The 23579-nt window shown below is 71.0% G+C and carries 20 protein-coding genes; 16 read left to right on the top strand and 4 right to left on the bottom strand.

What is annotated here, in order from left to right; all coding sequences use genetic code 11:
* Positions 1–154: 154 nt before the first annotated feature.
* Both ACZ4Z1_RS01605 and ACZ4Z1_RS01600 read right to left on the bottom strand, forming a co-directional pair.
* Positions 155–1825, bottom strand: a complete 1671-nt coding sequence (locus ACZ4Z1_RS01605) for a hypothetical protein (RefSeq protein WP_468484560.1) — start codon at positions 1823–1825, stop codon at positions 155–157.
* A gap of 134 nt (positions 1826–1959) precedes the next feature.
* Positions 1960–4158: an elongation factor G-like protein EF-G2 gene (locus ACZ4Z1_RS01600; RefSeq protein WP_468484559.1), complete on the bottom strand. Its 2199-nt coding sequence runs from the start codon at positions 4156–4158 to the stop codon at positions 1960–1962.
* Between the two features lie 219 nt (positions 4159–4377).
* Between ACZ4Z1_RS01600 and pgsA the strand changes: the two genes are divergently transcribed.
* From pgsA to ACZ4Z1_RS01525, 15 genes are all read left to right on the top strand, one after another.
* Positions 4378–5091 (top strand): phosphatidylinositol phosphate synthase, encoded by a 714-nt coding sequence (gene pgsA, locus ACZ4Z1_RS01595; protein ID WP_468484558.1) that lies wholly within the window; start codon positions 4378–4380, stop codon positions 5089–5091.
* A complete protein-coding gene (locus tag ACZ4Z1_RS01590; protein WP_468484557.1) occupies positions 5088–6059 on the top strand; it encodes a phosphatidylinositol mannoside acyltransferase in 972 nt (323 codons plus the stop codon). The genes pgsA and ACZ4Z1_RS01590 overlap by 4 nt, the downstream gene beginning before the upstream one ends.
* On the top strand, positions 6056–7216 hold the full coding sequence (locus ACZ4Z1_RS01585) for a glycosyltransferase family 4 protein (RefSeq protein ID WP_468484556.1): 1161 nt from the start codon (positions 6056–6058) through the stop codon (positions 7214–7216). The genes ACZ4Z1_RS01590 and ACZ4Z1_RS01585 overlap by 4 nt, the downstream gene beginning before the upstream one ends.
* 346 nt (positions 7217–7562) lie before the next feature.
* Complete coding sequence (locus ACZ4Z1_RS01580; protein WP_468484555.1) at positions 7563–8108, top strand: hypothetical protein; 546 nt, start codon at positions 7563–7565, stop codon at positions 8106–8108.
* Positions 8109–8239: 131 nt separating this feature from the next.
* Entirely contained in the window at positions 8240–9169 is a 930-nt protein-coding gene (pdxS, locus tag ACZ4Z1_RS01575; protein ID WP_468484554.1) for a pyridoxal 5'-phosphate synthase lyase subunit PdxS, read from the top strand.
* A gap of 46 nt (positions 9170–9215) precedes the next feature.
* Positions 9216–9803 carry a pyridoxal 5'-phosphate synthase glutaminase subunit PdxT gene (gene pdxT / locus ACZ4Z1_RS01570; protein WP_468484553.1) on the top strand — a complete coding sequence of 196 codons (588 nt, stop codon included), beginning with the start codon at positions 9216–9218 and terminating at the stop codon, positions 9801–9803.
* A 104-nt stretch (positions 9804–9907) separates the two neighbouring features.
* Entirely contained in the window at positions 9908–10660 is a 753-nt protein-coding gene (locus ACZ4Z1_RS01565; protein WP_365842120.1) for a YebC/PmpR family DNA-binding transcriptional regulator, read from the top strand.
* A 148-nt stretch (positions 10661–10808) separates the two neighbouring features.
* Entirely contained in the window at positions 10809–11432 is a 624-nt protein-coding gene (gene ruvC, locus ACZ4Z1_RS01560) for a crossover junction endodeoxyribonuclease RuvC (protein WP_468484552.1), read from the top strand.
* Positions 11429–12049, top strand: a complete 621-nt coding sequence (ruvA, locus tag ACZ4Z1_RS01555) for a Holliday junction branch migration protein RuvA (protein WP_468484551.1) — start codon at positions 11429–11431, stop codon at positions 12047–12049. The genes ruvC and ruvA overlap by 4 nt, the downstream gene beginning before the upstream one ends.
* Before the next feature lie 121 nt (positions 12050–12170).
* Complete coding sequence (gene ruvB / locus ACZ4Z1_RS01550; RefSeq protein WP_468484850.1) at positions 12171–13271, top strand: Holliday junction branch migration DNA helicase RuvB; 1101 nt, start codon at positions 12171–12173, stop codon at positions 13269–13271.
* Positions 13272–13433: 162 nt separating this feature from the next.
* A complete protein-coding gene (yajC, locus tag ACZ4Z1_RS01545; protein ID WP_468484550.1) occupies positions 13434–13982 on the top strand; it encodes a preprotein translocase subunit YajC in 549 nt (182 codons plus the stop codon).
* Between the two features lie 149 nt (positions 13983–14131).
* Positions 14132–15904 carry a protein translocase subunit SecD gene (gene secD / locus ACZ4Z1_RS01540; RefSeq protein WP_468484549.1) on the top strand — a complete coding sequence of 591 codons (1773 nt, stop codon included), beginning with the start codon at positions 14132–14134 and terminating at the stop codon, positions 15902–15904.
* Between the two features lies 1 nt (position 15905).
* A complete protein-coding gene (gene secF / locus ACZ4Z1_RS01535) occupies positions 15906–17054 on the top strand; it encodes a protein translocase subunit SecF (RefSeq protein WP_468484548.1) in 1149 nt (382 codons plus the stop codon).
* Entirely contained in the window at positions 17051–17599 is a 549-nt protein-coding gene (locus tag ACZ4Z1_RS01530; protein WP_468484547.1) for an adenine phosphoribosyltransferase, read from the top strand. The genes secF and ACZ4Z1_RS01530 overlap by 4 nt, the downstream gene beginning before the upstream one ends.
* A 218-nt stretch (positions 17600–17817) precedes the next feature.
* A complete protein-coding gene (locus ACZ4Z1_RS01525) occupies positions 17818–20322 on the top strand; it encodes a RelA/SpoT family protein (protein ID WP_468484546.1) in 2505 nt (834 codons plus the stop codon).
* Positions 20323–20381: 59 nt separating this feature from the next.
* Here ACZ4Z1_RS01525 and ACZ4Z1_RS01520 read toward each other — a convergent pair whose 3' ends face one another.
* Together ACZ4Z1_RS01520 and ACZ4Z1_RS01515 are read right to left on the bottom strand one after the other, a co-directional pair.
* Positions 20382–21611 carry a DUF349 domain-containing protein gene (locus ACZ4Z1_RS01520; RefSeq protein WP_468484545.1) on the bottom strand — a complete coding sequence of 410 codons (1230 nt, stop codon included), beginning with the start codon at positions 21609–21611 and terminating at the stop codon, positions 20382–20384.
* A 253-nt stretch (positions 21612–21864) separates the two neighbouring features.
* Positions 21865–22692, bottom strand: a complete 828-nt coding sequence (locus ACZ4Z1_RS01515; protein WP_468484544.1) for a peptidylprolyl isomerase — start codon at positions 22690–22692, stop codon at positions 21865–21867.
* A gap of 156 nt (positions 22693–22848) precedes the next feature.
* On the opposite strand from ACZ4Z1_RS01515, the gene ACZ4Z1_RS01510 reads away from it, so the two are divergent.
* Positions 22849–23568, top strand: a complete 720-nt coding sequence (locus ACZ4Z1_RS01510) for an MBL fold metallo-hydrolase (RefSeq protein WP_468484543.1) — start codon at positions 22849–22851, stop codon at positions 23566–23568.
* The last annotated feature ends 11 nt before the right edge of the window (positions 23569–23579 follow it).

The following is a 23579-nucleotide window of genomic DNA, read 5'->3' as shown; positions in this document are numbered from 1 at the left end:
CGTACGGCGGGTCCAGGCCTCGCCGGGCCTGGCGAAGGTCACCAGGCCCGGCACAAGGCAGGCCCGGCACAAGGCAGGCCCGGCACAAGGCAGGCCCGGTGGAACCGAGGCCCGGCCGGCCAGGGGCTCCGGCCCTCCCCGCCGCGACCAGCGGCTACGCGTTGTACTCGTCGGCCTTCCGCGGCTCCGCCGCCTGCACCTGGCCGCTGAGCACCAGCGAGCGGCTGTCGAAGCGCGAAATGTCCACGCCGTTCTCCTTGAGCACGCTCAGGGCGGCGGAGTGCACCACGCGCAGCACCGGGGTCGCCGCGCGCAGCGCGTCATCGGCCATGAAGCGGTGCCGCCACGGCTTGTCGGCCCAGGCGTGCCGCAGGCCGAACGGCTCCGGCAGCGTCAGCTTCCCGCCGAGGAACTCCAGGAAGCCGGGGAACCACGTCAGCGGGGCGCGCGCGGCGAGCCGAACCACCTCGCTCGCGTCGACCAGCGGCAGGCTCACGGACTTGGTCTCCCAGAACTTCACCGTCTTGGAGACGCTCTTGCTCTTCGGCGCGGGCTTGGAGGTGAACAGCGGGTTCACCGGGCCCAGCGCGTGGCCGGTCACTTCCACGCGCAGCGTCTCGTGCAGCACGGTGACCGTGATCAGCAGGGTTATCACCAGCTGGCCGTCCCACAGCACGAACTGCACACCCAGGTAGTGCCGGCTGCCGCTGCCGAACTGCTGCTCGTTGCAGATCCGCTCTATCTCGTGCTGGCGCACCTGGAACGCCTCCACCTCGGTGCCCTCCGGGCGGGAGACGGATCCGGCCTTCTCGCCGACCGGTACCACGACCCAGTGGCGTACGGAAGGGGCGTCCTTGAAACCGCCGGTGTGCAGCGGGCTGCGCTCCAGCAGGCGCAGCCGGTCGTGGATGACGCGGATCACGTCGTAGCTGCGGAACGGGTTGATCTCGCCGCCCTCCGCGGCGGGCCGCAGCTCCTCGGCCATCTGCCAGCTGCCCCAGCGGGTGCCCATGCCGAGTATGCCGTTGGGGCCCGCGTAGAAGGCGACGTTGCTCTGCTGCTCGGCGGTGAGCTTGGCCAGGCTCTGGCGCATCTGTTCGGCGGCGGTCTCGTTCGGGTCCCTGGGCACCGCCTCGGGGATCTTGGCACCCACACCGCCGCCTTCGAGCAGGCCCTTCCAGGCCTCCCGCAGATCCTTGGCGGTGGACTCACTGATCCGCTTCGCCCACCACCAGCCGATCACCGGCACCACCACCATGGCACGCAGATACACCGACCAGAAGCCGGTGAACGGCAGCTTGACCAGGAAGAGCACCGCGATGGCGCCGACGGCGAGCAGCAGTGCCACACCGAGTGCCGAGGTGCCGGTGCCCTGCGCCCTCGCGAGCAGCTTCTTGAGCTGGAAGGCACCCAGCCACAGCAGCACGCCGGGCAGGAAGAGCAGCCCGAAACACAGCATCAGGACGGTCAGCTTCACGTCGCGGATCTTGCGGATGCGGCTGGCGGCCAGACAGTGCTCGACGACCGTCTGCGGTTCGATGCCGAACGACTGGATCAGCGCGCCACGGGCGCCACCGAGCATCCGCAGTTGCAGCGCGCGGGAGAACGCCTCCCCCAGATTCGGCTCGAACAGGGAGAGTTTGGGCGGTTTGATGGTCGACTTCGCCGAGGAGGAGTCGGCCTTGGAGATGTCGGCGAGCGGATTGTCCCGGTACGCGGCCGAGGCCAACGCCTGGGTGGCCGCGGTCTGTCCGGCGCCGCCGGACAGCGGGACCTGCGCCCCGGGACTGAAGTCGAAGCCGTCTGCTGCCACTGCCGCCCCCATCGCCCGCCCGCATCCGCTGCTGCGGCCTTCTTCCCAACTACCGTCCGTCGCACACCTTCTGAGCTGCGATCACAGCGTACCGCCGCCGTCCACCCCGGGAGCGCCGAGGTGGACGGCCGGCGACGGCCGGCGGATCAGGAGCCGTTCTCCTCCTGCTCACGGAGTTTCGCGGCGAGCTGCGCAGGCATCGGCTCGTGCCGCGAATAGGAGCGGTGGAAGCGCCCGGTGCCGTGCGAGAGGGAGCGCAGGTCCACGGCGTACCGGCTGATCTCGATCTCTGGCACCTCGGTCCGGACCAGAGTGCGCCCGTGCCCGGCCTGCTCGGTGCCCACCACGCGGCCACGCCGCCCGGACAGGTCGCTCATCACCGCGCCGACGAAATCGTCCGGAACCAGCACGGTCACCTCGGCCACCGGCTCCAGCAGATGGATACGGGCGTCACCCGCGGCCTCGCGCAGCGCCAGGGCGCCGGCCGTCTGGAACGCGGCGTCGGAGGAGTCCACCGAGTGGGCCTTGCCGTCCAGCAGCGTGACCCGGACGTCGACCAGCGGATACCCGGCCGCGACACCGCGCGCCGCCTGCGCCCGTACGCCCTTCTCGACGGACGGGATGAACTGCCGCGGCACCGCGCCGCCCACGACCTTGTCGACGAACTCGATGCCGCTGCCGCCGGGCAGCGGATCCACCTCGATCTCACAGATCGCGTACTGGCCGTGCCCGCCGGACTGCTTCACGTGCCGCCCGCGGCCCGCCGCCCTGCCCCCGAAGGTCTCCCGCAGCGAGACCTTGTACGGCACGGTGTCGACCTGCACGCCGTACCGGGACCGCAGCCGCTCCAGCGCCACGTCGACGTGCGCCTCGCCCAGGCACCACAGCACGACCTGGTGGGTGCCCTGGTTGTGCTCCAGGCGCATCGTCGGGTCCTCGGCGACGAGGCGGGACAGCCCCTGGGAGAGCTTGTCCTCGTCGGCCTTGCTGTGCGCCTGGATGGCGACCGGCAGCAGCGGGTCCGGCATGGTCCACGGCTCCATCAGGAGCGGCGCGTCCTTGTCGGACAGGGTGTCACCGGTCTCGGCGCGGGTCAGCTTCGCCACACAGGCCAGATCGCCGGCGATCGCCTTGGACAGCGAGCGCTGGGTCTTGCCGAACGGGGCGGACAGGGCGCCGATCCGCTCGTCCACGTCGTGGTCCTCGTGGCCGCGGTCCTCCAGGCCGTGCCCGGAGACGTGCACCGTCTCGTCCGGGCGCAGGGTGCCGGAGAAGACCCGCACCAGCGAGAGCCGGCCGACATAGGGGTCGGAGGAGGTCTTGACCACCTCCGCGACCAGCGGGCCCGCCGGGTCACAGGTCAGCGCGGGGCGCGGTTTGCCGTCGGGGGTGGTGACGGCGGGGGCCTCGCGTTCGGCGGGGGTGGGGAAGCCGCGGGCGATCAGGTCCAGCAGTTCGACGGTGCCCAGGCCCTGCCGGGCGCCCTCGGCGGCCGGCGCCGCGGCCAGCACGGGGTGGAAGGTGCCGCGCGCGACCGCCGTCTCCAGGTCACCGATGAGCGTTTTCACGTCGATGTCCTCGCCGGCGAGATAGCGGTCCATCAGGGACTCGTCCTCGCTTTCGGCGATGATGCCCTCGATGAGCCGGTTGCGGGCCTCCTCGATCAGCGGCAGCTCGTCGGGCTCCGGCGCGCGCTCCACACGTTCGCCGGAGGAATAGTCGAAGACCCGCTGGGTGAGCAGACCGATCAGACCGTGCACCGGCGCATGGCCGTCGGCGCCCGCCTCGCCGTACAACGGCAGATACAGGGGGAGTACGGCGTCGGGGTCGTCACCGCCCAGAGTGGCGCCGCACAGCCGCGTCATCTGGTCGAAATCGGCGCGCGCCGCCTCCAGATGCGTGACGACCAGCGCGCGCGGCATCCGGACCGCGGCACACTCGTCCCAGACCATACGGGTCGCGCCGTCCACGCCGTCCGCGGCCGAAACGACGAAGAGGGCCGCGTCCGCTGCCCGCAGACCGGCCCTCAGCTCTCCGACGAAGTCGGCGTACCCCGGTGTGTCCAGTACGTTGATCTTGATTCCGCCCCAGTCGACAGGAACCAGGGACAGCTGCACCGACCGCTGCTGCCGGTGTTCGATCTCGTCGTAGTCCGACAGGCAGCCGCCGTCCTCGACCCGGCCCGCCCGGTTGACCGCCCCGGTCGCCAGCGCGAGCGCCTCCACCAGCGTCGTCTTCCCCGCACCACTGTGGCCGACCAGCACCACATTCCTCAGGGACGTGGGCTGGTCGGCCGATGTCGCCCTGCCGGCGGCTCCCGGATGTGTCCTCGTCTTCTCGCCCATGTGTCTCGCCTCCCGGTCGACACTTTGCGGTGGTTCGAGCTTTCCACCCTGGTCATGGCACGTCCATACATCGCACAAGGGACGATCAGGGATCTTGCGGCACGCCCAGGCCCGCGGACCCGCGACGGCGTGACGGCTCCTGCGCCGACGTCTTGGCCGGTCACAGGTCGTGCCCCGGGCCGTGGTGCGTTCGCGGTACGCGGGGGCCGCCTGGCTACGATGGGCCAGCCGGTGGCCCCATTGACCGCGCGGCCCGTATCGACCTCCGGGAAGGCCATGCTGAACACGTACGCGCGTGCATTCTTCACGCGTGTCCTCACGCCATTCGCCGCCCTGCTCATCCGCCTCGGGATCAGCCCGGACGCGGTCACCCTCGTCGGCACAGGGGGTGTGGTGGCGGGCGCCCTGGTCTTCTTCCCGCTCGGCGAGTTCTTCTGGGGCACCATCGTCATCACGCTGTTCGTGTTCTCGGACCTGGTGGACGGCAACATGGCCCGGCAACTCGGCCGGTCCAGCCGCTGGGGAGCCTTCCTCGACTCCACCCTCGACCGGGTCGCCGACTCCGCGATCTTCGGCGGACTGGCGCTCTGGTACGCGGGCGCCGGCGACAGCCTCTGGCTCTGCGCGGTGGCAATCTTCTGCCTGGCCAGCGGGCAGGTGGTCTCGTACACCAAGGCCAGGGGCGAGAGCATCGGACTGCCGGTGAACGTCAACGGACTGGTGGAACGGGCCGAGCGGCTCGTCATCACGCTGGTCGCCGCCGGCCTCGCCGGACTGCACGCCTTCGGCGTCCCCGGCGTGCAGTACCTGCTGCCGGTCGCCCTGTGGGTGGTCGCCGTCGGCAGCACCGTCACCCTCGCCCAGCGCGTGGTGACCGTACGCCGGGAATCCGCCGAGGCCGACGCCGTCGCACAAGGGGGGAACAGCGCGTGAAGCGCCCGACCATCGACCGCGAACAGCTGACCGACAGGGCGTACGCCCTGGGCTGGAGCGCGGTGAAAAAACTGCCCGAACCGGCCGCGAAGGCACTCGGCCGACAAATCGCCGACGCCGTCTGGAAACGGCGCGGCAAAGGCGTCCTGCGCCTGGAGGCCAACCTCGCGCGCGTCGTCCCGGACGCCACACCACAGCGCCTCGCCCAGCTGTCCCGGGCCGGAATGCGCTCCTACCTGCGCTACTGGATGGAATCCTTCCGGCTGCCCGCCTGGAGCAAGGACCGGATAAAAGGCGGCTTCGCACCGGCAGACGTGCACCACCTGGAAGAAGGCCTCAAGAGCGGCCGCGGCGTCATCCTCGCCCTGCCGCACATGGGCAACTACGACCTCGCGGGCGCCTGGGTCACCACCGAGCTCGGCGTACCCTTCACCACCGTCGCCGAACGCCTCAAGCCCGAGACGCTCTACGACCGGTTCGTCGCCTACCGCGAGGGACTGGGCATGGAAGTGCTGCCCCACACCGGCGGCGCCGCCTTCGGCATCCTCGCCCGGCGGCTCCGGGCCGGCGGCCTGGTCTGCCTCGTCGCCGACCGGGACCTGTCCGCCTCCGGCATCGAGGTGAAATTCTTCGGCGAGGCCGCGAAGATGCCGGCCGGGCCCGCGATGCTCGCGGTGCAGACCGGGGCGATGCTCCTGCCGGTCACCCTGTGGTACGACGAGAGCCCCGTCATGCGCGGGCGGGTGCACCCGGAGATCGAGGTACCGCAGACCGGCACCCGCGCCGAGAAGGCCGCCACGATGACGCAGGAGATGGCCGACGCCTTCGCCTCCGGCATCGCCGACCACCCGGAGGACTGGCACATGCTGCAACGGCTATGGCTGGGAGACCTGGAGCCCCGCGAGCCCGCTGCGCGGGCTGACGCGCAGGCGTCGCGCGGCGGCGCCCGGCGGACGGAGCGGTCTTGAGGATCGGTATCGTCTGCCCCTACTCCTGGGACGTCCCGGGCGGCGTCCAGTTCCACGTCCGAGACCTCGCCGAGCACCTCATCCGGCTCGGCCACGAGGTGTCCGTACTCGCCCCGGCGGACGACGAGACACCACTGCCGCCGTACGTCGTCTCCGCCGGACGCGCCGTCCCCGTGCCCTACAACGGTTCGGTCGCCCGGCTCAACTTCGGCTTCCTGTCCGCGGCCCGCGTCCGCCGCTGGCTCCACGACGGCGCCTTCGACGTCATCCACATCCACGAACCCGGCACCCCGTCGGTCGGACTGCTCGCCTGCTGGGCCGCGCAGGGCCCGATCGTCGCGACCTTCCACACCTCCAACCCACGCTCCCGCGTCATGGTCGCCGCATACCCGATCCTGCAGCCCGCGCTGGAGAAGATCAGCGCGCGGATCGCGGTCAGCGAATACGCGCGGCGCACCCTGGTCGAACACCTCGGCGGCGACGCGGTCGTCATCCCCAACGGCGTCGACGTGGACTTCTTCGCCAAAGCCACGCCGAAGGAAGAGTGGCAGGGCCGCACCATCGGCTTCATCGGACGCATCGACGAACCCCGCAAGGGCCTGCCCGTCCTGATGCGCGCCCTGCCGAAGATCCTCGCCGCGATTCCCGACGCCCGACTGCTGGTCGCGGGCCGCGGCGACGAGGAGGAAGCCGTCGCGGACCTGCCCGCCGACCTCCGGTCGCGAGTGGAGTTCCTCGGCATGGTCAGCGACGAGGACAAGGCGCGCCTGCTACGCAGCGTCGACCTGTACGTGGCGCCCAACACCGGCGGCGAGTCGTTCGGCATCATCCTCGTCGAAGCGATGTCGGCGGGGGCGCCGGTGCTCGCCAGCGACCTCGACGCGTTCGCCCAGGTCCTGGACCAGGGAGAGGCGGGCGAACTGTTCGCCAACGAGGACGCGGAGGCGCTCGCCGCTGCGGCCGTACGGCTCTTGGACGATCCTGCGCGCCTTGCTGAGCTGCGGGAGCGTGGCAGTCGGCATGTGCGGCGGTTCGACTGGTCGACGGTGGGGGCCGACATTCTGGCTGTGTACGAGACGGTTACCGCGGGGGCGGCGATGGTGGCTACGGATGAGCGGACGGGGTTGTGGGGGCGGTGGGGGTTGGCTCGGGACTGATGCGCGCTGCGCGCGCGGGTTTTCGGGGTGACCTGGTGTCGGTGGGTGGCTGGGGTTTCGCGCTTCGCGCGGGGTTTTGCGCTGTCGCGCGGATCGCATTGGTTGGTTCTGGGGGGCGGGGGTGCGTAGGGGGCCAACTCTCCCCCAGCCTCCGGCCGGGGGGACCCCTGTGTGGCCCCGAGCCCCCCACCGGACAGACAGCGCAAAACACGCACCCCAGTCCGGCCAGGGAGCGGTCTACCGCGGGACCGACGGGCCGCGACGGCTGTGCTGAGTGCGGGGTGGTTCCCGTGGGAGTGGGTTCCGCCCGCGGGGGAGAGCCCGGTGGCCGGTACTGTGGCCCGGCGTGACCACTTTCATCTGGATCGCGGCGGTCCTCGTCGTCATCGGTGTCTATCTGAGCTGGACCGCGGGGCGGCTGGACCGTCTGCACGCCCGTATCGACGCGGCGCGTGCGGCGCTGGACGCGCAGTTGTTGCGGCGGGCCTCGGTGGCGCAGGAGCTGGGGACGTCCGGCATTTTGGATCCGGCGGCGTCGATCGTGCTCTACGAGGTGGCGCACGAGGCCCGGCAGGCGGCCGAGGAGCAGCGGGAAGTCGCGGAGAGCGGGCTGAGCCAGGCCTTGCGCGCGGTGTTCGACGGCGAGGGGCAGCTCGCGGCCGTACGGGAGGCGCCCGGCGGGGAGCAAACGGTCAGTGAGCTGACGGCGGCGGTGCGCCGGGTGCCGATGGCACGGCGGTTTCACAACGACTCCGTACGGGCGGCCCGTGCCGTACGCCGCCACCGGGTGGTGCGCTGGTTCCGGCTGGCGGGGCACGCGCCGTTCCCGATGGCGTTCGAGATGGATGACGAGCCGCCGGCCGTGCTCGACGACCGTGCCGCCGGGCGTTGAGAGGGCGTCCGCCGGCCGCCGTCGGTGCCGCTGACGAGCCACTGCCTTGCGATTGGCCCTTTTCAGTGGACCGGGGCGAACGGTTGTGTGGGCGGCGGAGTCCATCCGCCCGCACTTAGTGAGGTCATACCGTGTCCAGCACGCCGAACGCCACGTCTGCCACCGCTCCCGCCGGGAACCCCGAGACCGGTACCGCCCGCGTCAAGCGCGGCATGGCCGAGCAGCTCAAGGGCGGCGTGATCATGGATGTCGTCACGCCGGAGGAAGCGAAGATCGCCGAGGATGCCGGCGCGGTCGCGGTCATGGCCCTGGAGCGGGTCCCCGCGGACATCCGCAAGGACGGCGGCGTGGCCCGGATGTCCGACCCGGACATGATCGACGGGATCATCGACGCGGTCTCCATCCCGGTCATGGCCAAGTCCCGGATCGGCCACTTCGTCGAGGCGCAGGTGCTGCAGTCGCTCGGCGTCGACTACATCGACGAGTCCGAGGTCCTCACTCCGGCCGATGAGGTCAACCACTCCGACAAGTGGGCGTTCACCACCCCGTTCGTGTGCGGCGCGACCAACCTGGGCGAGGCGCTGCGCCGGATCGCCGAGGGCGCGGCCATGATCCGTTCCAAGGGCGAGGCCGGTACCGGCAACGTCGTGGAGGCGGTGCGCCACCTGCGTCAGATCAAGGGTGAGATCGCCAAGCTGCGCGGCTGTGACAACAACGAGCTGTACGCCGCCGCCAAGGAGCTGCGCGCCCCGTTCGAGCTGGTCAAGGAGGTCGCGGAGCTGGGCAAGCTGCCGGTCGTGCTGTTCTCCGCCGGCGGTGTGGCCACTCCGGCCGACGCCGCGCTGATGCGCCAGCTCGGTGCCGAGGGTGTCTTCGTCGGCTCCGGCATCTTCAAGTCCGGCGATCCGGCGAAGCGCGCCGCCGCCATCGTCAAGGCCACCACGTTCTACGACGACCCGAAGGTCGTCGCGGACGTGTCGCGCAACCTGGGTGAGGCCATGGTCGGCATCAACTGCGACACCCTCCCCGAGGCGGAGCGCTACGCCAACCGCGGCTGGTGAGCGGGCGGACGGACGCGGGAACGGCGAGCGGGAGAACGACGGACGGATGACGACACCCACCATCGGCGTGCTGGCCCTCCAGGGCGACGTACGCGAGCATCTGACGGCGCTGGCCACGGCGGACGCCCTGGCCAGGCCGGTGCGCCGGCCCGAGGAGCTGGACGGCGTCGACGGCCTGGTCATACCGGGCGGTGAGTCCACGACCATGTCCAAGCTGGCGGTCGCCTTCGGCATGCTGGAGCCGCTGCGCGCGTTCGTGCGCTCCGGCAAGCCGGTGTACGGCACCTGCGCGGGCATGATCATGCTGGCCGACAAGCTGCTGGACGGCCGCGCCGACCAGGAGACGCTGGGCGGCATCGACATGATCGTGCGCCGTAACGCCTTCGGGCGGCAGAACGAGTCCTTCGAGGCGGCGGTCGTGATGGCCGGGGTCGAGGGCGGGCCTGTCCAGGGTGTGTTCATCCGGGCGCCCTGGGTGGAGTCGACGGGCGCCGCCGTCGAGGTACTGGCGTCGTACGACGGGCACACGGTGGCGGTCCGGCAGGGTAACGTCCTTGCCACGTCCTTCCATCCGGAGCTCACCGGCGACCACCGGGTGCACGCCTGTTTCGTGGACATGGTGCGCGCCGTCTGAGGGTCCGCCGCGGGTCGGCCGCCGTGTGTGCGGTGGCCTGATCCCGTCCCGGTAGGATCTGTGGCGTTCGTTTCTCAACCTGGTTACGCGAAGGAGACAGGCGGATGTCCGGCCACTCTAAATGGGCTACGACGAAGCACAAGAAGGCCGTGATCGACGCCAAGCGCGGCAAGCTCTTCGCGAAGCTGATCAAGAACATCGAGGTCGCGGCCCGCACCGGCGGCGCCGACCCCGATGGCAACCCGACCCTCTTCGACGCCATCCAGAAGGCGAAGAAGAGCTCGGTGCCGAACAAGAACATCGACAGCGCGGTCAAGCGCGGCGCGGGCCTGGAGGCCGGCGGCGCCGACTACGAGACGATCATGTACGAGGGGTACGGCCCCAACGGTGTCGCGGTGCTCATCGAGTGCCTGACCGACAACCGCAACCGCGCCGCCTCGGACGTCCGTGTCGCCATGACCCGCAACGGCGGCTCGATGGCCGACCCGGGCTCGGTCTCGTACCTGTTCAACCGCAAGGGCGTGGTGATCGTCCCCAAGGGTGAGCTGACCGAGGACGACGTGCTCGGCGCGGTCCTGGACGCGGGCGCCGAGGAGGTCAACGACCTCGGTGAGTCCTTCGAGGTGCTCAGTGAGGCCACCGACCTGGTCGCGGTCCGCACCGCTCTCCAGAAGGAGGGCATCGACTACGACTCGGCGGACACCAACTTCGTGCCGACCATGCAGGTCGAGCTGGAGGAAGAGGGCGCCCGCAAGATCTTCAAGCTGATCGACGCGCTGGAGGACAGCGACGACGTGCAGAACGTCTTCGCCAACTTCGACGTGTCCGACGAGGTCATGGCGAAGGTCGACGCCTGACGGGCGGTCAGCTGCGGCGGCGACGGGCCGGCGGGGACACACCCCGCCGGCCCGTCCTGCGTTGTCAGTGGCAGCGGATACTGTGCTGATCAGCGGGTCGAGGCCCGCGGCGAACGTGCTGGACCAAGGGGAGAGTGGGGGAGCGGCGATGAAAGTGCTGGGCGTGGACCCGGGGCTGACGCGCTGCGGTGTCGGCGTGGTCGACGGCGTCGCGGGCCGCCCGCTCACGATGGCCGGCGTCGGTGTCGTCCGCACGCCCGCCGACGCGGACATCGCGCACCGCCTGGTGCTCATCGAGCGCGGCATCGACGAGTGGCTCGACGAGCAGCGGCCCGACTGCGTCGCCGTCGAGCGCGTCTTCAGCCAGCACAACGTCCGTACGGTCATGGGCACCGCCCAGGCCAGCGCGGTCGCCATGCTGTGCGCGGCGCGCCGCGGACTGCCCGTGGCGCTGCACACCCCCAGCGAGGTCAAGGCCGCCGTGACGGGTTCGGGCCGCGCCGACAAGGCACAGGTCGGCGCGATGGTCACCCGGCTGCTGCGGCTGGACGCCCCGCCCAAGCCGGCCGACGCGGCGGACGCGCTGGCGCTGGCCATCTGCCACATCTGGCGCGCCCCCGCCGTCAACCGCCTCCAGCAGGCGCACGCCGTCAACCGGCTCCAGCAGGCGCAGGCCGCCGCCCGCGCCCGCCCGGCGCCCGCCCCCACCCGACGCACCCCCGCACGCGCTCTCGGACCGCGCTCCGAGGCACCCCAGAAGGGCACCCGATGATCGCCTTCGTCTCCGGCCCGGTCGCGGCCCTGGCCCCGGACACCGCCGTCGTGGAGGTCGGCGGCATCGGCATGGCCGTGCAGTGCACCCCGGGCACCCTGTCCGGGCTGCGCGTCGGCCAGCAGGCCAAGCTGGCGACCTCCCTCGTCGTACGGGAGGACTCGCTCACCCTGTACGGCTTCGCCGACGACGACGAGCGCCAGACGTTCGAACTCCTCCAGACCGCCAGCGGGGTGGGCCCGCGCCTGGCCCAGGCGATGCTGGCGGTGCACTCCCCGGACACGCTGCGGCTCGCCGTCGCCAACGGTGACGAGAAGACGCTGACGGCCGTGCCCGGCATCGGCAAGAAGGGTGCCCAGAAGCTGCTGCTGGAGCTGAAGGACCGGCTCGGCGCCCCGGTCGGCAGGGGCGGCGCGGGCGTCGGCAGCGCCGTGACGGCCGGCTGGAGCGATCAGCTGCACGCCGCGCTGATCGGTCTCGGGTATGCGACCCGGGAGGCCGACGAGGCGGTGTCCGCCGTCGCGCCGCAGGCCGAGGCGGCCGTCGCCGAGGGCGGTACGCCGCAGGTGTCGCAGCTGCTCAAGGCGGCCCTCCAGACGCTGAACCGGGCCCGATGAGCCCGGTGCGACGCGCGGACGGCGGCCCGGCGGCCCGGGCCCGTACGACCGACCACCCCCGTAAGAAGCGCGACGCGAAGCCGGCCCGCCGGGCCGGTACGACCACGTGAGGCAGGACGCAGTGAACTGGGACGAGCCCACCGAGACCGCGGCCGGCCCGCTCCAGGGCGGTACGGCCGAGGGGCCCGACCGGCTGGTGGGGGCCGATGCGGACGGCGAGGACACCGCGGTCGAGGCCGCGCTGCGCCCCAAGGACCTGGAGGAGTTCGTGGGCCAGGAGCGGGTGCGCGAGCAGCTCGACCTGGTCCTGCGCGCGGCCCGTGCCCGGGGCGCGACCGCCGACCACGTCCTGCTCTCCGGCGCCCCGGGCCTGGGCAAGACCACCCTCTCCATGATCATCGCCGCCGAGATGGGCGCCCCGATCCGGATCACCTCGGGCCCCGCCATCCAGCACGCCGGCGACCTGGCCGCCATCCTGTCCTCCCTCCAGGAGGGCGAGGTGCTCTTCCTCGACGAGATCCACCGGATGTCCCGGCCCGCCGAGGAGATGCTCTACATGGCCATGGAGGACTTCCGCGTCGACGTGATCGTCGGCAAGGGCCCCGGAGCCACCGCCATCCCCCTGGAGCTGCCGCCCTTCACCCTGGTCGGCGCCACCACCCGGGCCGGTCTGCTGCCCCCGCCGCTGCGCGACCGTTTCGGCTTCACCGGCCATATGGAGTTCTACGCCCCCGGCGAACTGGAACGTGTCATCCACCGCTCCGCCGGGCTGCTCGACGTGCACATAGAGGCCGAGGGCGCCGCGGAGATCGCCGGGCGTTCCCGCGGCACTCCGCGCATCGCCAACCGCCTGCTGCGCCGCGTCCGTGACTACGCGCAGGTCAAGGCGGACGGCGTGATCACTCAGGAGATCGCCTCGCAGGCCCTGGACGTGTACGAGGTCGACGGCCGCGGCCTGGACCGCCTGGACCGCGCGGTCCTCACCGCGCTGCTCAAGCTGTTCGGCGGTGGCCCGGTGGGCCTGTCCACCCTGGCGGTGGCCGTGGGGGAGGAGCGTGAGACGGTCGAGGAGGTCGCCGAGCCGTTCCTGGTACGCGAGGGCCTGCTCGCCCGTACCCCCCGTGGCCGGATCGCCACCCCCGCCGCCTGGACGCACATGGGTCTGACGCCGCCCCAGCAGCAGGCAGGGGGAACCGGACAGCAGGGCCTCTTCGGGACGTGACGGCGCGGGGACTCGCCCGGTCAGGAACTGCGGTGCCATGCTGGGCGTTGTTCCACCGGTGCGGACTCGCTTAGACTCCGCCGATGCCGACCGTATGGTCTGGCATATCCACCCCCGTATATCAGACCGCGGACGTGCGGTCGTGCGAAGGATTTCCGTCCCGTGAGTATCGTGACTCTCCTCCCCTTCATCGTCCTCATCGGGGCCATGTTCCTGATGACCCGGTCCGCCAAGAAGAAGCAGCAGGCGGCCGCGCAGATGCGCGATGAGATGCAGCCCGGCACCGGCATCCGGACGATTGGGGGCATGTACGCCACCGTCAAGGAGATCCACGACGACACCGTCCTCCTCGAGGTTGCCCCCGGCGTGCACGCCCTCTACGCCAAGAACGCGGTCGGCGCGGTCCTCGCGGACGAGGAGTACAACCGCATCCTCGACGGCGCCGAGGGCAAGACCGACGCGGTCGTCCCCGACGACGCGTCCTCGCTGACCGGCACCCCGGCCGCGGACGACAAGGCCGACGCCGGCGACAAGCCCGCGAACCTGGACAAGTCGCCGAAGACCGACCTTGCCAAGAGCGAGCCCGCCGCCGACGCCCAGGACGCCGGGAAGGCCGGGGACGCGGCCGGTGCCGAGGCCGCCGACGGCGCCAAGAGCGGCGCCCAGGCCGACCAGGCCGAGAAGAAGGACGGCGGCGCCGACGCGAAGTAGCCCCGCCCCGACGGAACCGCGGAGCACCCTTCGAACGGTGCACCGCGGTTCCGGGACGGTTTAGGCTCCGGCGGGGGCACGTCCCCACTACACTTCGTGGCCGCTCGGCAGGCACCGAGCCGGGCGGTTGGACAGGGAGATACGAGAAGGTGGCAGCACCGAAAAAGGGCCGCAGGTCCCCTGGGGGCCAGGGAAGGCCGGGGCGTACCCTGGTCCTGATCGTGATCGCCATGGTGGCGCTGGTCGGCGGTATGTTCATCTCCGGGACCTCGACGCCCCGGCTGGGCATCGACCTCGCGGGCGGTACGAGCTTCACGCTGGAGGCTCGTAACCAGCCCGGCAAGCCCAACGCGATCAACGAGACCAACATGAACACCGCCGCGGGCATCATGGAGCGGCGGGTCAACGGTCTCGGTGTGTCCGAGGCCGAGGTCCAGACCCAGGGCACCAACCACATCGTCGTCAACATCCCCAAGGGGACGGACGCGAAGCAGGCCCGTCAGCAGGTCGGTACCACCGCTCAGCTCGGCTTCCGGCCGGTGCTGACCACCACCGCCGGTACGAAGACGCCGCCCGCCAGCCCGAGCCCCAGCCCCTCCGCGAGCGGCAAGGGCGACGACGGCAAGAAGGACGGGAAGGACGACGGCAAGAAGGACGACAAGTCCTCCGCGAAGCCGTCCGCGAGCTCCACCACCCAGGGCCGCGCCGTGACCAGCGCCCTCAAGAAGGGCCCGTCCGACCCGCCGAAGGCCTCCGGCAGCAGCACGCCCGAGCCGAGCGACACCCCGCAGCCCTCCACCGGCGCCGACGAGATCCCGGCGGCCCTGCAGAAGCAGCTCGCCGACCTGGACTGCTCGACCAAGCAGTCGCGCGCCACGGCCGGCGAGAAGGCCGCCGGCACCAAGCCGAGCGACCCGGTCGTGGCCTGCAAGGACGACGGTTCGCAGAAGTACGTGCTGGGCCCGGTCGGGGTCGAGGGCACCGACGTCAAGGACGCCTCCGCGGTCTTCGACAGCCAGCAGGGCCAGGGCTGGATCGTCCAGATGGACTTCACCGGCGCCGGCGGCAAGAAGTTCGCCGACATCACCGGCAAGCTGGCTGCCAAGACCCAGCCGCAGAACCAGTTCGCGATCGTGCTGGACGGCGCGGTCGTCTCCGACCCGCGGGTCAGCCAGCAGCTCAACGGCGGCAGCGCCACCATCTCCGGCGGCTTCACCCAGCAGACCGCCGAGGACCTGGCGAACATGCTGTCCTACGGTGCCCTGCCGCTCTCCTTCAAGATCGCCGACGAGACCACGGTCACCGCGGCGCTCGGTGGCGAGCAGCTCCAGGCGGGCCTGATCGCGGGCGCCATCGGCCTCGTGCTGGTCGTCGTCTACCTGGTCGCGTACTACCGGGGCCTGGCGCTGGTCGCGCTGGCCAGTCTCGGGGTCTCCGCGGTCCTCACGTACACGATCATGACGTTGCTGGGCCCGGCCATCGGCTTCGCGCTGAACCTGCCGGCCGTCTGCGGCGCCATCGTCGCCATCGGCATCACGGCCGACTCCTTCATCGTCTACTTCGAGCGCATCCGGGACGAGATCCGCGAGGGCCGCACGCTGCGCCCGGCCGTCGAACGCGGCTGGCCGCGCGCCCGGCGCACGATCCTGGTCTCCGACTTCGTGTCGTTCCTGGCCGCGTTCGTGCTGTTCATCGTCACCGTCGGCAAGGTCAAGGGCTTCGCGTTCACGCTGGGCCTGACGACCCTCCTGGACGTCGTGGTGGTCTTCTTCTTCACCAAGCCGCTGATGACGCTGCTGGCCCGGCGCAAGTTCTTCGCCGACGGCCACCCGTGGTCCGGTCTGGACCCCAAGCGCCTGGGCGCCAAGCCGCCGCTGCGCCGCCGTCGCACCACCGCCCCCATCGAGACGAAGGAGGCGTGAGATGTCGAAGCTCGGCAACATCGGCGCCCGGCTCTACCGCGGTGAGGTCGGTTACGACTTCATCGGCAAGCGGAAGATCTGGTACGGCATCTCGATCCTGATCACCATCACGGCCATCGTCGGCCTGGCGGTGCGCGGCCTGAACATGGGCATCGAGTTCTCCGGCGGCGCGGTCTTCACCACTCCCAAGACGAGCGTCTCGGCGACGGAGGCGGAGCACAAGGCCGAGGCCGCGGCGGAGGGCCACCAGGCCACCGTCCAGAAGCTCGGCAACGGCAGCCTGCGCATCCAGATCAGCGAGCTGGACACCCAGCAGTCGGTGCCGGTGCAGGAGGCCCTGGCCAAGGACCTGAACGTCCCGGTCAAGGACATCAACACCCAGCTCGTCGGCCCCAGCTGGGGTGAGGAGATCGCCAACAAGGCCTGGCTGGGCCTGGGGATCTTCATGATCCTCGTGGTGATCTACCTCGCCATCGCCTTCGAGTGGAGAATGGCGCTGGCGGCCCTGATCGCCCTGATCCACGACCTCACGATCACGGTCGGCGTGTACGCGCTGGTCGGCTTCGAGGTCACCCCGGGCACCGTCATCGGTCTGCTGACGATCCTCGGTTACTCCCTCTACGACACCGTCGTGGTCTTCGACAGCCTCAAGGAGACCTCGAAGGACATCGGGAAGCAGACCCGCTTCACCTACAGTGAGCTGGCCAACCGCAGCATCAACTCGACCCTGGTGCGCTCCATCAACACCACGGTCGTGGCGCTGCTGCCGGTCGCCGGCCTGCTCTTCGTGGGTGGCGGTGTGCTCGGCGCCGGGATGCTCAACGACATCTCGCTCGCCCTGTTCGTCGGTCTCGCGGCCGGTGCGTACTCCTCGATCTTCATCGCGACCCCGCTGGTCGCCGACTTCAAGGAGCGCGACCCGGCGATGAAGGCGCTGGCCAAGCGGGTGCGCGCGAAGCGTGCCGCGGCCGCCGCCAAGGCCGACGGGCCGGAGCAGCAGGAGAGCGGGCAGGACGCCGGGGACGGGACCGTGCCGCAGGACGCGGAGGGCGACGAGGACCCGGCCGCGGCCGGCAGCCTGGCCGGCCGGCGCAGCCAGCCCGCGTCCCGCAGCCGCGGCCGCGGCCGCCCGTCGGGCAAGCGCCGATGAGCGCCCCCGACGGCCTGCGGGAGCTGCTGCTCAGCCGGATCGCGGACGTGCCGGACCACCCGAAGCCGGGCGTGGTGTTCAAGGACATCACGCCGCTGCTGGCGGACCCGGCCGCCTTCGGTGCGCTGACCGACGCGTTCGTGGCCCTGTGCGAGCGGTACGAGGCCGACAAGGTCGTGGGCCTGGAGGCGCGCGGGTTCATCCTGGCCGCTCCGGTGGCCGTACGGGCCGGTATCGGGTTCGTCCCCGTACGCAAGGCGGGCAAGCTGCCCGGTGCGACGCTCCGCCAGGCGTACGACCTGGAGTACGGCGCGGCCGAGATCGAGATACACGCGGACGCCGTCGCGCCCGGCGACCGGGTGCTGGTGATCGACGACGTGCTGGCCACAGGCGGTACGGCCGAGGCGTCGCTCCAGCTGATCCGGCGGGCCGGGGCCGAGGTAGCGGGCGTCGCGGTCCTGCTGGAGCTGGGTTTCCTGGCCGGGCGGCAGCGGCTGGAGCCGGGCCTGAAGGGTGCTCCGCTGGAGTCGCTGATCACGGTCTGACGGGCCTGTGGAGCGTGCGTACGGCGGTGGCCGCACCGCACCCGTACACACGAAATTCCGCAAAAAACGAGCAAAAGGGCATCCGGAACAAACCCGGATGCCCTTTTGCTGTCATGTACGGACTGGCGGCCGCGGAAGAGCCGGAGCGCCGAGGTCGATACCATGGCAGCCCGACCCGTTCGTGGTCTTGTGGTCCGGACCCCCTTTGAGGAGTGCTCTTGCCAGACGAGGCCCAGCCGCTTTCTCCCGGACTCCGCCCGGGGGCGCCGCAGTCCGCCCACCCGGACCAGCCCGGCCCCGGCGCTGCCTCGGGTGCGCAGAACAAGAGCGAGGGCACCGGCGTGCCCAAGTCCCAGCCGCCCGCCGTCCGGCCCGCCGCCTCCCCTGTACCGGCCGCCAAGCCCACGCCGCCCGTCTACACCGGCCGTACCGGTTCCTCCAACCGGGTACGGGCCCGCCTCGCGCGCCTGGGCGTGCAGCGGCAGAGCCCGTACAACCCGGTCCTGGAACCGCTGCTGCGGATCGTGCGCAGCAACGACCCGAAGATCGAGGCTGCCACCCTGCGGCAGGTCGAGCGTGCCTACCAGGTCGCCGAGCGCTGGCACCGCGGCCAGAAGCGCAAGAGCGGCGACCCGTACATCACCCACCCCCTCGCGGTCACCACGATCCTCGCCGAGCTGGGCATGGACCCGGCCACCTTGATGGCGGGCCTGCTGCACGACACCGTCGAGGACACCGAGTACGGCCTGGACACCCTGCGCCGCGACTTCGGCGACCAGGTCGCGCTGCTCGTCGACGGTGTCACCAAGCTGGACAAGGTCAAGTTCGGTGAGGCCGCGCAGGCCGAGACCGTGCGCAAGATGGTCGTCGCGATGGCCAAGGACCCGCGCGTCCTGGTCATCAAGCTCGCCGACCGGCTGCACAACATGCGCACGATGCGCTACCTCAAGCGCGAGAAACAGGAGAAGAAGGCCCGCGAGACGCTGGAGATCTACGCTCCGCTGGCGCACCGCCTGGGCATGAACACCATCAAGTGGGAGCTGGAGGACCTCGCCTTCGCGATCCTCTACCCCAAGATGTACGACGAGATCGTGCGGCTCGTCGCCGAACGCGCCCCCAAGCGCGACGAGTACCTGGCCATAGTGACCGACGAGGTCCAGGCCGACCTGCGCGCGGCCCGCATCAAGGCCACCGTCACCGGCCGGCCCAAGCACTACTACAGCGTCTACCAGAAGATGATCGTGCGGGGCCGCGACTTCGCCGAGATCTACGACCTGGTGGGCATCCGCGTCCTCGTCGACACCGTCCGCGACTGCTACGCGGCGCTCGGCACCGTCCACGCCCGGTGGAACCCGGTCCCGGGGCGGTTCAAGGACTACATCGCGATGCCCAAGTTCAACATGTACCAGTCGCTGCACACGACCGTGATCGGTCCCAGCGGCAAGCCCGTCGAGCTGCAGATCCGTACGTTCGACATGCACCGGCGCGCGGAGTACGGCATCGCCGCGCACTGGAAGTACAAGCAGGAGGCCGTGGCCGGGGCGTCCAAGGTGCGCACGGACGTACCGAAGAACAAGGCCGACGGCCAGGACACGGTCAACGACATGGCGTGGCTGCGCCAGCTGCTGGACTGGCAGAAGGAGACCGAGGACCCGGGCGAGTTCCTGGAGTCGCTGCGCTTCGACCTGTCCCGCAACGAGGTCTTCGTCTTCACGCCGAAGGGTGACGTGATAGCGCTGCCGGCCGGTGCCACTCCCGTGGACTTCGCATACGCGGTCCACACCGAGGTCGGCCACCGGACCATAGGCGCCCGCGTCAACGGACGGCTCGTACCGCTCGAATCGACCCTCGACAACGGCGACCTCGTGGAGGTCTTCACCTCCAAGGCGCCCGGCGCCGGCCCCTCCCGCGACTGGCTGGGCTTCGTGAAGTCGCCGCGGGCCCGCAACAAGATCCGCGCGTGGTTCTCCAAGGAGCGCCGCGACGAGGCCATCGAGCAGGGCAAGGACGCCATCGCCCGCGCGATGCGCAAACAGAACCTGCCGATCCAGCGCATCCTCACCGGCGACTCGCTGGTCACCCTCGCGCACGAAATGCGCTACCCGGACATCTCGTCCCTGTACGCCGCCATCGGCGAGGGCCACGTCACGGCGCAGAGCGTCGTGCAGAAGCTGGTCCAGGCGCTCGGCGGGCAGGACGAGGCGACCGAGGACATCGCCGAGTCGACGCCGATCCGGCCGCGCTCCAAACGGCGCTCCAGTGCCGACCCGGGCGTGGTGGTCAAGGGCGTCGACGACGTGTGGGTGAAGCTGGCGCGCTGCTGTACGCCGGTGCCGGGCGACCCGATCATCGGCTTCGTCACCCGCGGCAACGGCGTCTCGGTGCACCGCGCCGACTGCGTCAACGTCGACTCGCTGTCCAAGCAGCCGGAGCGGATCCTGGACGTCGAGTGGGCACCCACCCAGTCCTCGGTCTTCCTGGTCGCCATCCAGGTCGAGGCGCTGGACCGGTCCCGGCTGCTGTCGGACGTCACGCGCATCCTCTCCGACCAGCACGTCAACATCCTGTCCGCGGCCGTCCAGACCTCCCGCGACCGGGTGGCGACCTCCCGCTTCACCTTCGAGATGGGCGACCCGAAGCATCTCGGGCACGTCCTGAAGGCGGTACGGAGCGTGGAGGGCGTGTACGACGTGTACCGGGTCACGTCGGCCCGGCGGCCGTAACGATCACAAACGAGGGCCCCGGTACGGACATCCGTACCGGGGCCCTCGTCATGCGGCTGTCAGCCGCCGAACTCCTCAAGCCCCTTCAGCGCCTGGTCCAGCAGCGCCTGCCGGCCCTCCAGCTCGCGCCCGAGCTTGTCCGCCTTGGCGTCGTTGCCCGCCGCGCGGGCCGCGTCGATCTGCTTCTGGAGCTTGTCGACCGCGTCCTGGAGCTGCCCGGTCAGACCCGCCGCGCGCGCCCGCGCCTCCGGGTTCGTACGGCGCCACTCGGCCTCCTCGGACTCCTGGATGGCGCGCTCGACCGCGTGCATCCGGCCCTCGATCTTCGGGCGGGCGTCCCGCGGTACGTGCCCGATGGCCTCCCACCGCTCGTTGATCGAACGGAACGCGGCCCGTGCCGCCTTCAGGTCCGAGACCGGCAGCAGCTTCTCCGCCTCGGCGACCAGCTCCTCCTTGCGCGTCAGGTTCTCCCGCTGCTCGGCGTCGCGCTCCGCGAACACCTCGCTGCGCGCCTGGAAGAAGACGTCCTGAGCGCCGCGGAAGCGGTTCCACAGGTCGTCCTCGTGCTCGCGCTGGGCGCGGCCCGCGGCCTTCCAGTCGGCCATCAGCTCGCGGTAGCGGGCCGCGGTGGGCCCCCAGTCCGTCGAGTCGGACAGCGCCTCGGCCTCGGCGACCAGCCGCTCCTTGGTCTTACGGGCCTCCTCGCGCTGGGCGTCCAACGACGCGAAGTGCGCCTTGCGCCGCTTGGAGAACGCCGAGCGGGCGTGCGAGAAGCGGTGCCACAGTTCGTCGTCCGCCTTGCGGTCCAGCCGCGGCAGGCCCTTCCAGGTGTCCACCAGGGCCCGCAGCCGCTCGCCGGCCGCCCGCCACTGCTCGCTGGCCGCCAGCTCCTCGGCCTCGGCGACCAGCTTCTCCTTGGCCTGCCGGGCCTCGTCGCTCTGCCGGGCCTTCTGCGCCTTGCGCTCCTCGCGGCGCGCCTCGACATCGGTGACGAGCTGGTCCAGCCGCTTGCGCAGCGCCTCCAGGTCGCCCACCGCGTGGTGCTCGTCGATCTGCTGGCGCAGGTGGTCGATCGCGGCCGTCGCGTCCTTGGCCGACAGGTCGGTGGTCCTGACCCGCCGTTCGAGGAGGCCGATCTCGACGACCAGGCCCTCATACTTGCGCTCGAAGTAGGCGAGGGCCTCTTCGGGGGTTCCCGCCTGCCACGATCCGACGACCTTCTCGCCGTCGGCGGTACGCACGTACACGGTCCCCGTCTCGTCGACGCGGCCCCATGGGTCGCTGCTCACAGCGCCTCCTCCACATGATGCCGACGAGAGCGCGTCGCCCCCCGGCATCGTCCACAGTTTCTGTCCGGCGGGGCAGCGCCCCGGCCGGTCCGACGGGTGTCTTGCGGGTGCGGGTGGCAGCCGTCGGAGCAGGCACCCTACACAACGCCAATCTAGGCGACCGGCGGGCCGGCTGTCCGCATCCAGCACGACCGAAATTTCGCGGTTCGCCCACCGCGGCGGCGCCTCCGGCGTGCCCGGGGGCGCACCCGGGTCAGGATTTCGTGACCGTCGCCCGGTTGATCACCACCGTCGCGTTCGGCGCGGTGTTGCCCGTCGCCTGGTCGGGACTGGAGCCCGCCGCCGCGATCTTCTTCAGGACGTCCATGCCCTCGGTGACCGTCCCGAAGGGCGTGTAGTTCGGGGGCAGCTTGCTGTCCTGGTAGACCAGGAAGAACTGGCTGCCGCCGCTGTTACGGGTCTTGTCGCTCTTGCCGTCGTAGCGGTTCGCCATCGCGACCGTGCCCGCCGGGTAGACGTCGCCCTTGAGCTTCGGGTCCTTCAGGTTCTCGTCCGGGACGGTGTAGCCGGGGGTGCCCGCGCCGGTGCCGGTCGGGTCGCCGCACTGCAGGACGTAGATGCCCTGGTCGACCAGGCGGTGACACTTGCTGTGGTCGAAGAACTTCTCGCCCGCCAGGAAACGGAACGAGTTGACGGTGTGCGGAGCCTTCGCGGCGTCCAGCTTGATCCCGATGTCGCCGCAGGTCGTCTCCAGCTTCATCGCGTACGAAGCGGAGGTGTCCACGGACATCGCCGGCTCCTTCTTCCAGCGCTCCTTGGACGGCGCGCCCGGGGCCGGCTTGCCGCACGGGTCGGCGGCCTTGCCCGGGCTCGGCGCCGCGGCGTCCGTCGTGCTGCCGTCGCCGCCGGCCAGCCCGACCGAGGCGTACGCGGCCGCGCCCGCGGCCAGTGCGACCGCCACCGCCGAGGCGACGATCACGTTGCGGCGCTTGGCCTTGCGCCGGGCCGCGGCACGCCGCTGCTGCTGGCGCTCGAACTTCTCACGGGCGAGCTGCCGCCGCCGCTGATCGCTGCTGACCACCGGTCGTCTCCTAGGTGTGCGCTGAGGTCTGCCGTGGGCCGTACCGTATACGGGTTCGCCCGGGTGGGAGTCCCGCCGGTAGGCTCTTCAACAGCCGAAATCTTCCGGATCGCCGTGCGGTGATCCGTCCGCCGCTGTCGAATGTTGAGGACGAACGTGCTCATTGCCGGGTTCCCCGCCGGGGCCTGGGGGACCAACTGTTATCTGGTCGCCCCGGCCGCAGGCGAGGAGTGCGTGATCATCGACCCGGGCCACCAGGCCGCCCAGGGCGTCGAGGAAGCACTGAAGAAGCATCGGCTCAAGCCCGTCGCCGTCGTCCTCACCCACGGCCATATCGACCACGTCGCCTCGGTCGTCCCGGTGTGCGGCGCGCACGACGTGCCCGCCTGGATCCACCCCGAGGACCGCTACATGATGAGCGACCCGGAGAAGGCCCTCGGCCGCTCCATCGGGCAGCAGCTCATGGGCGAGCTGACCGTGGGGGAGCCGGACGACGTCAAGGAGCTGGGCGACGGCGCGACGCTGGAGCTGGCCGGGCTGGAGTTCTCCGTCGCGCACGCCCCGGGCCATACCAAGGGGTCGGTGACCTTCAGGATGCCCGAGCAGGCCGACATTCCGCCGGTCTTCTTCTCGGGCGACCTGCTGTTCGCCGGCTCCATCGGACGTACCGACCTGCCGGGCGGCGACCACGCCGAGATACTGCGGTCGCTGGAGCGGGTGTGCCTGCCGCTCCAGGACGAGACCGTGGTGCTGTCCGGCCACGGCCCCCAGACCACCATCGGCCGCGAGCGCGCCACCAACCCGTTCCTGCGGGACGTGGCCGCCGGCCTCGGAGACGGCGCACCGCAGCGCCCGGCTCCGCGACGAGGAATGTGACGAGAACTTCC

It is taken from the genome of Streptomyces sp. NPDC030165 (assembly GCF_055573595.1).
Note: the sequence above shows the minus strand (reverse complement) of the source record. Positions and strands in the feature narration are given on the sequence as shown.

Coding starts and splice junctions, on each gene's coding strand:
- secF (WP_468484548.1), top strand. CDS start 15,906: ATGTCGAAGCTCGGCAACATCGGCGCCCGGCTCTACCGCGGTGAGGTC.
- ACZ4Z1_RS01600 (WP_468484559.1), bottom strand. CDS start 4,158: ATGGGCGAGAAGACGAGGACACATCCGGGAGCCGCCGGCAGGGCGACA.
- ACZ4Z1_RS01530 (WP_468484547.1), top strand. CDS start 17,051: ATGAGCGCCCCCGACGGCCTGCGGGAGCTGCTGCTCAGCCGGATCGCG.
- pdxT (WP_468484553.1), top strand. CDS start 9,216: ATGACGACACCCACCATCGGCGTGCTGGCCCTCCAGGGCGACGTACGC.
- ruvA (WP_468484551.1), top strand. CDS start 11,429: ATGATCGCCTTCGTCTCCGGCCCGGTCGCGGCCCTGGCCCCGGACACC.
- ACZ4Z1_RS01565 (WP_365842120.1), top strand. CDS start 9,908: ATGTCCGGCCACTCTAAATGGGCTACGACGAAGCACAAGAAGGCCGTG.
- ACZ4Z1_RS01605 (WP_468484560.1), bottom strand. CDS start 1,825: ATGGGGGCGGCAGTGGCAGCAGACGGCTTCGACTTCAGTCCCGGGGCG.
- ruvC (WP_468484552.1), top strand. CDS start 10,809: ATGAAAGTGCTGGGCGTGGACCCGGGGCTGACGCGCTGCGGTGTCGGC.
- pgsA (WP_468484558.1), top strand. CDS start 4,378: ATGGGCCAGCCGGTGGCCCCATTGACCGCGCGGCCCGTATCGACCTCC.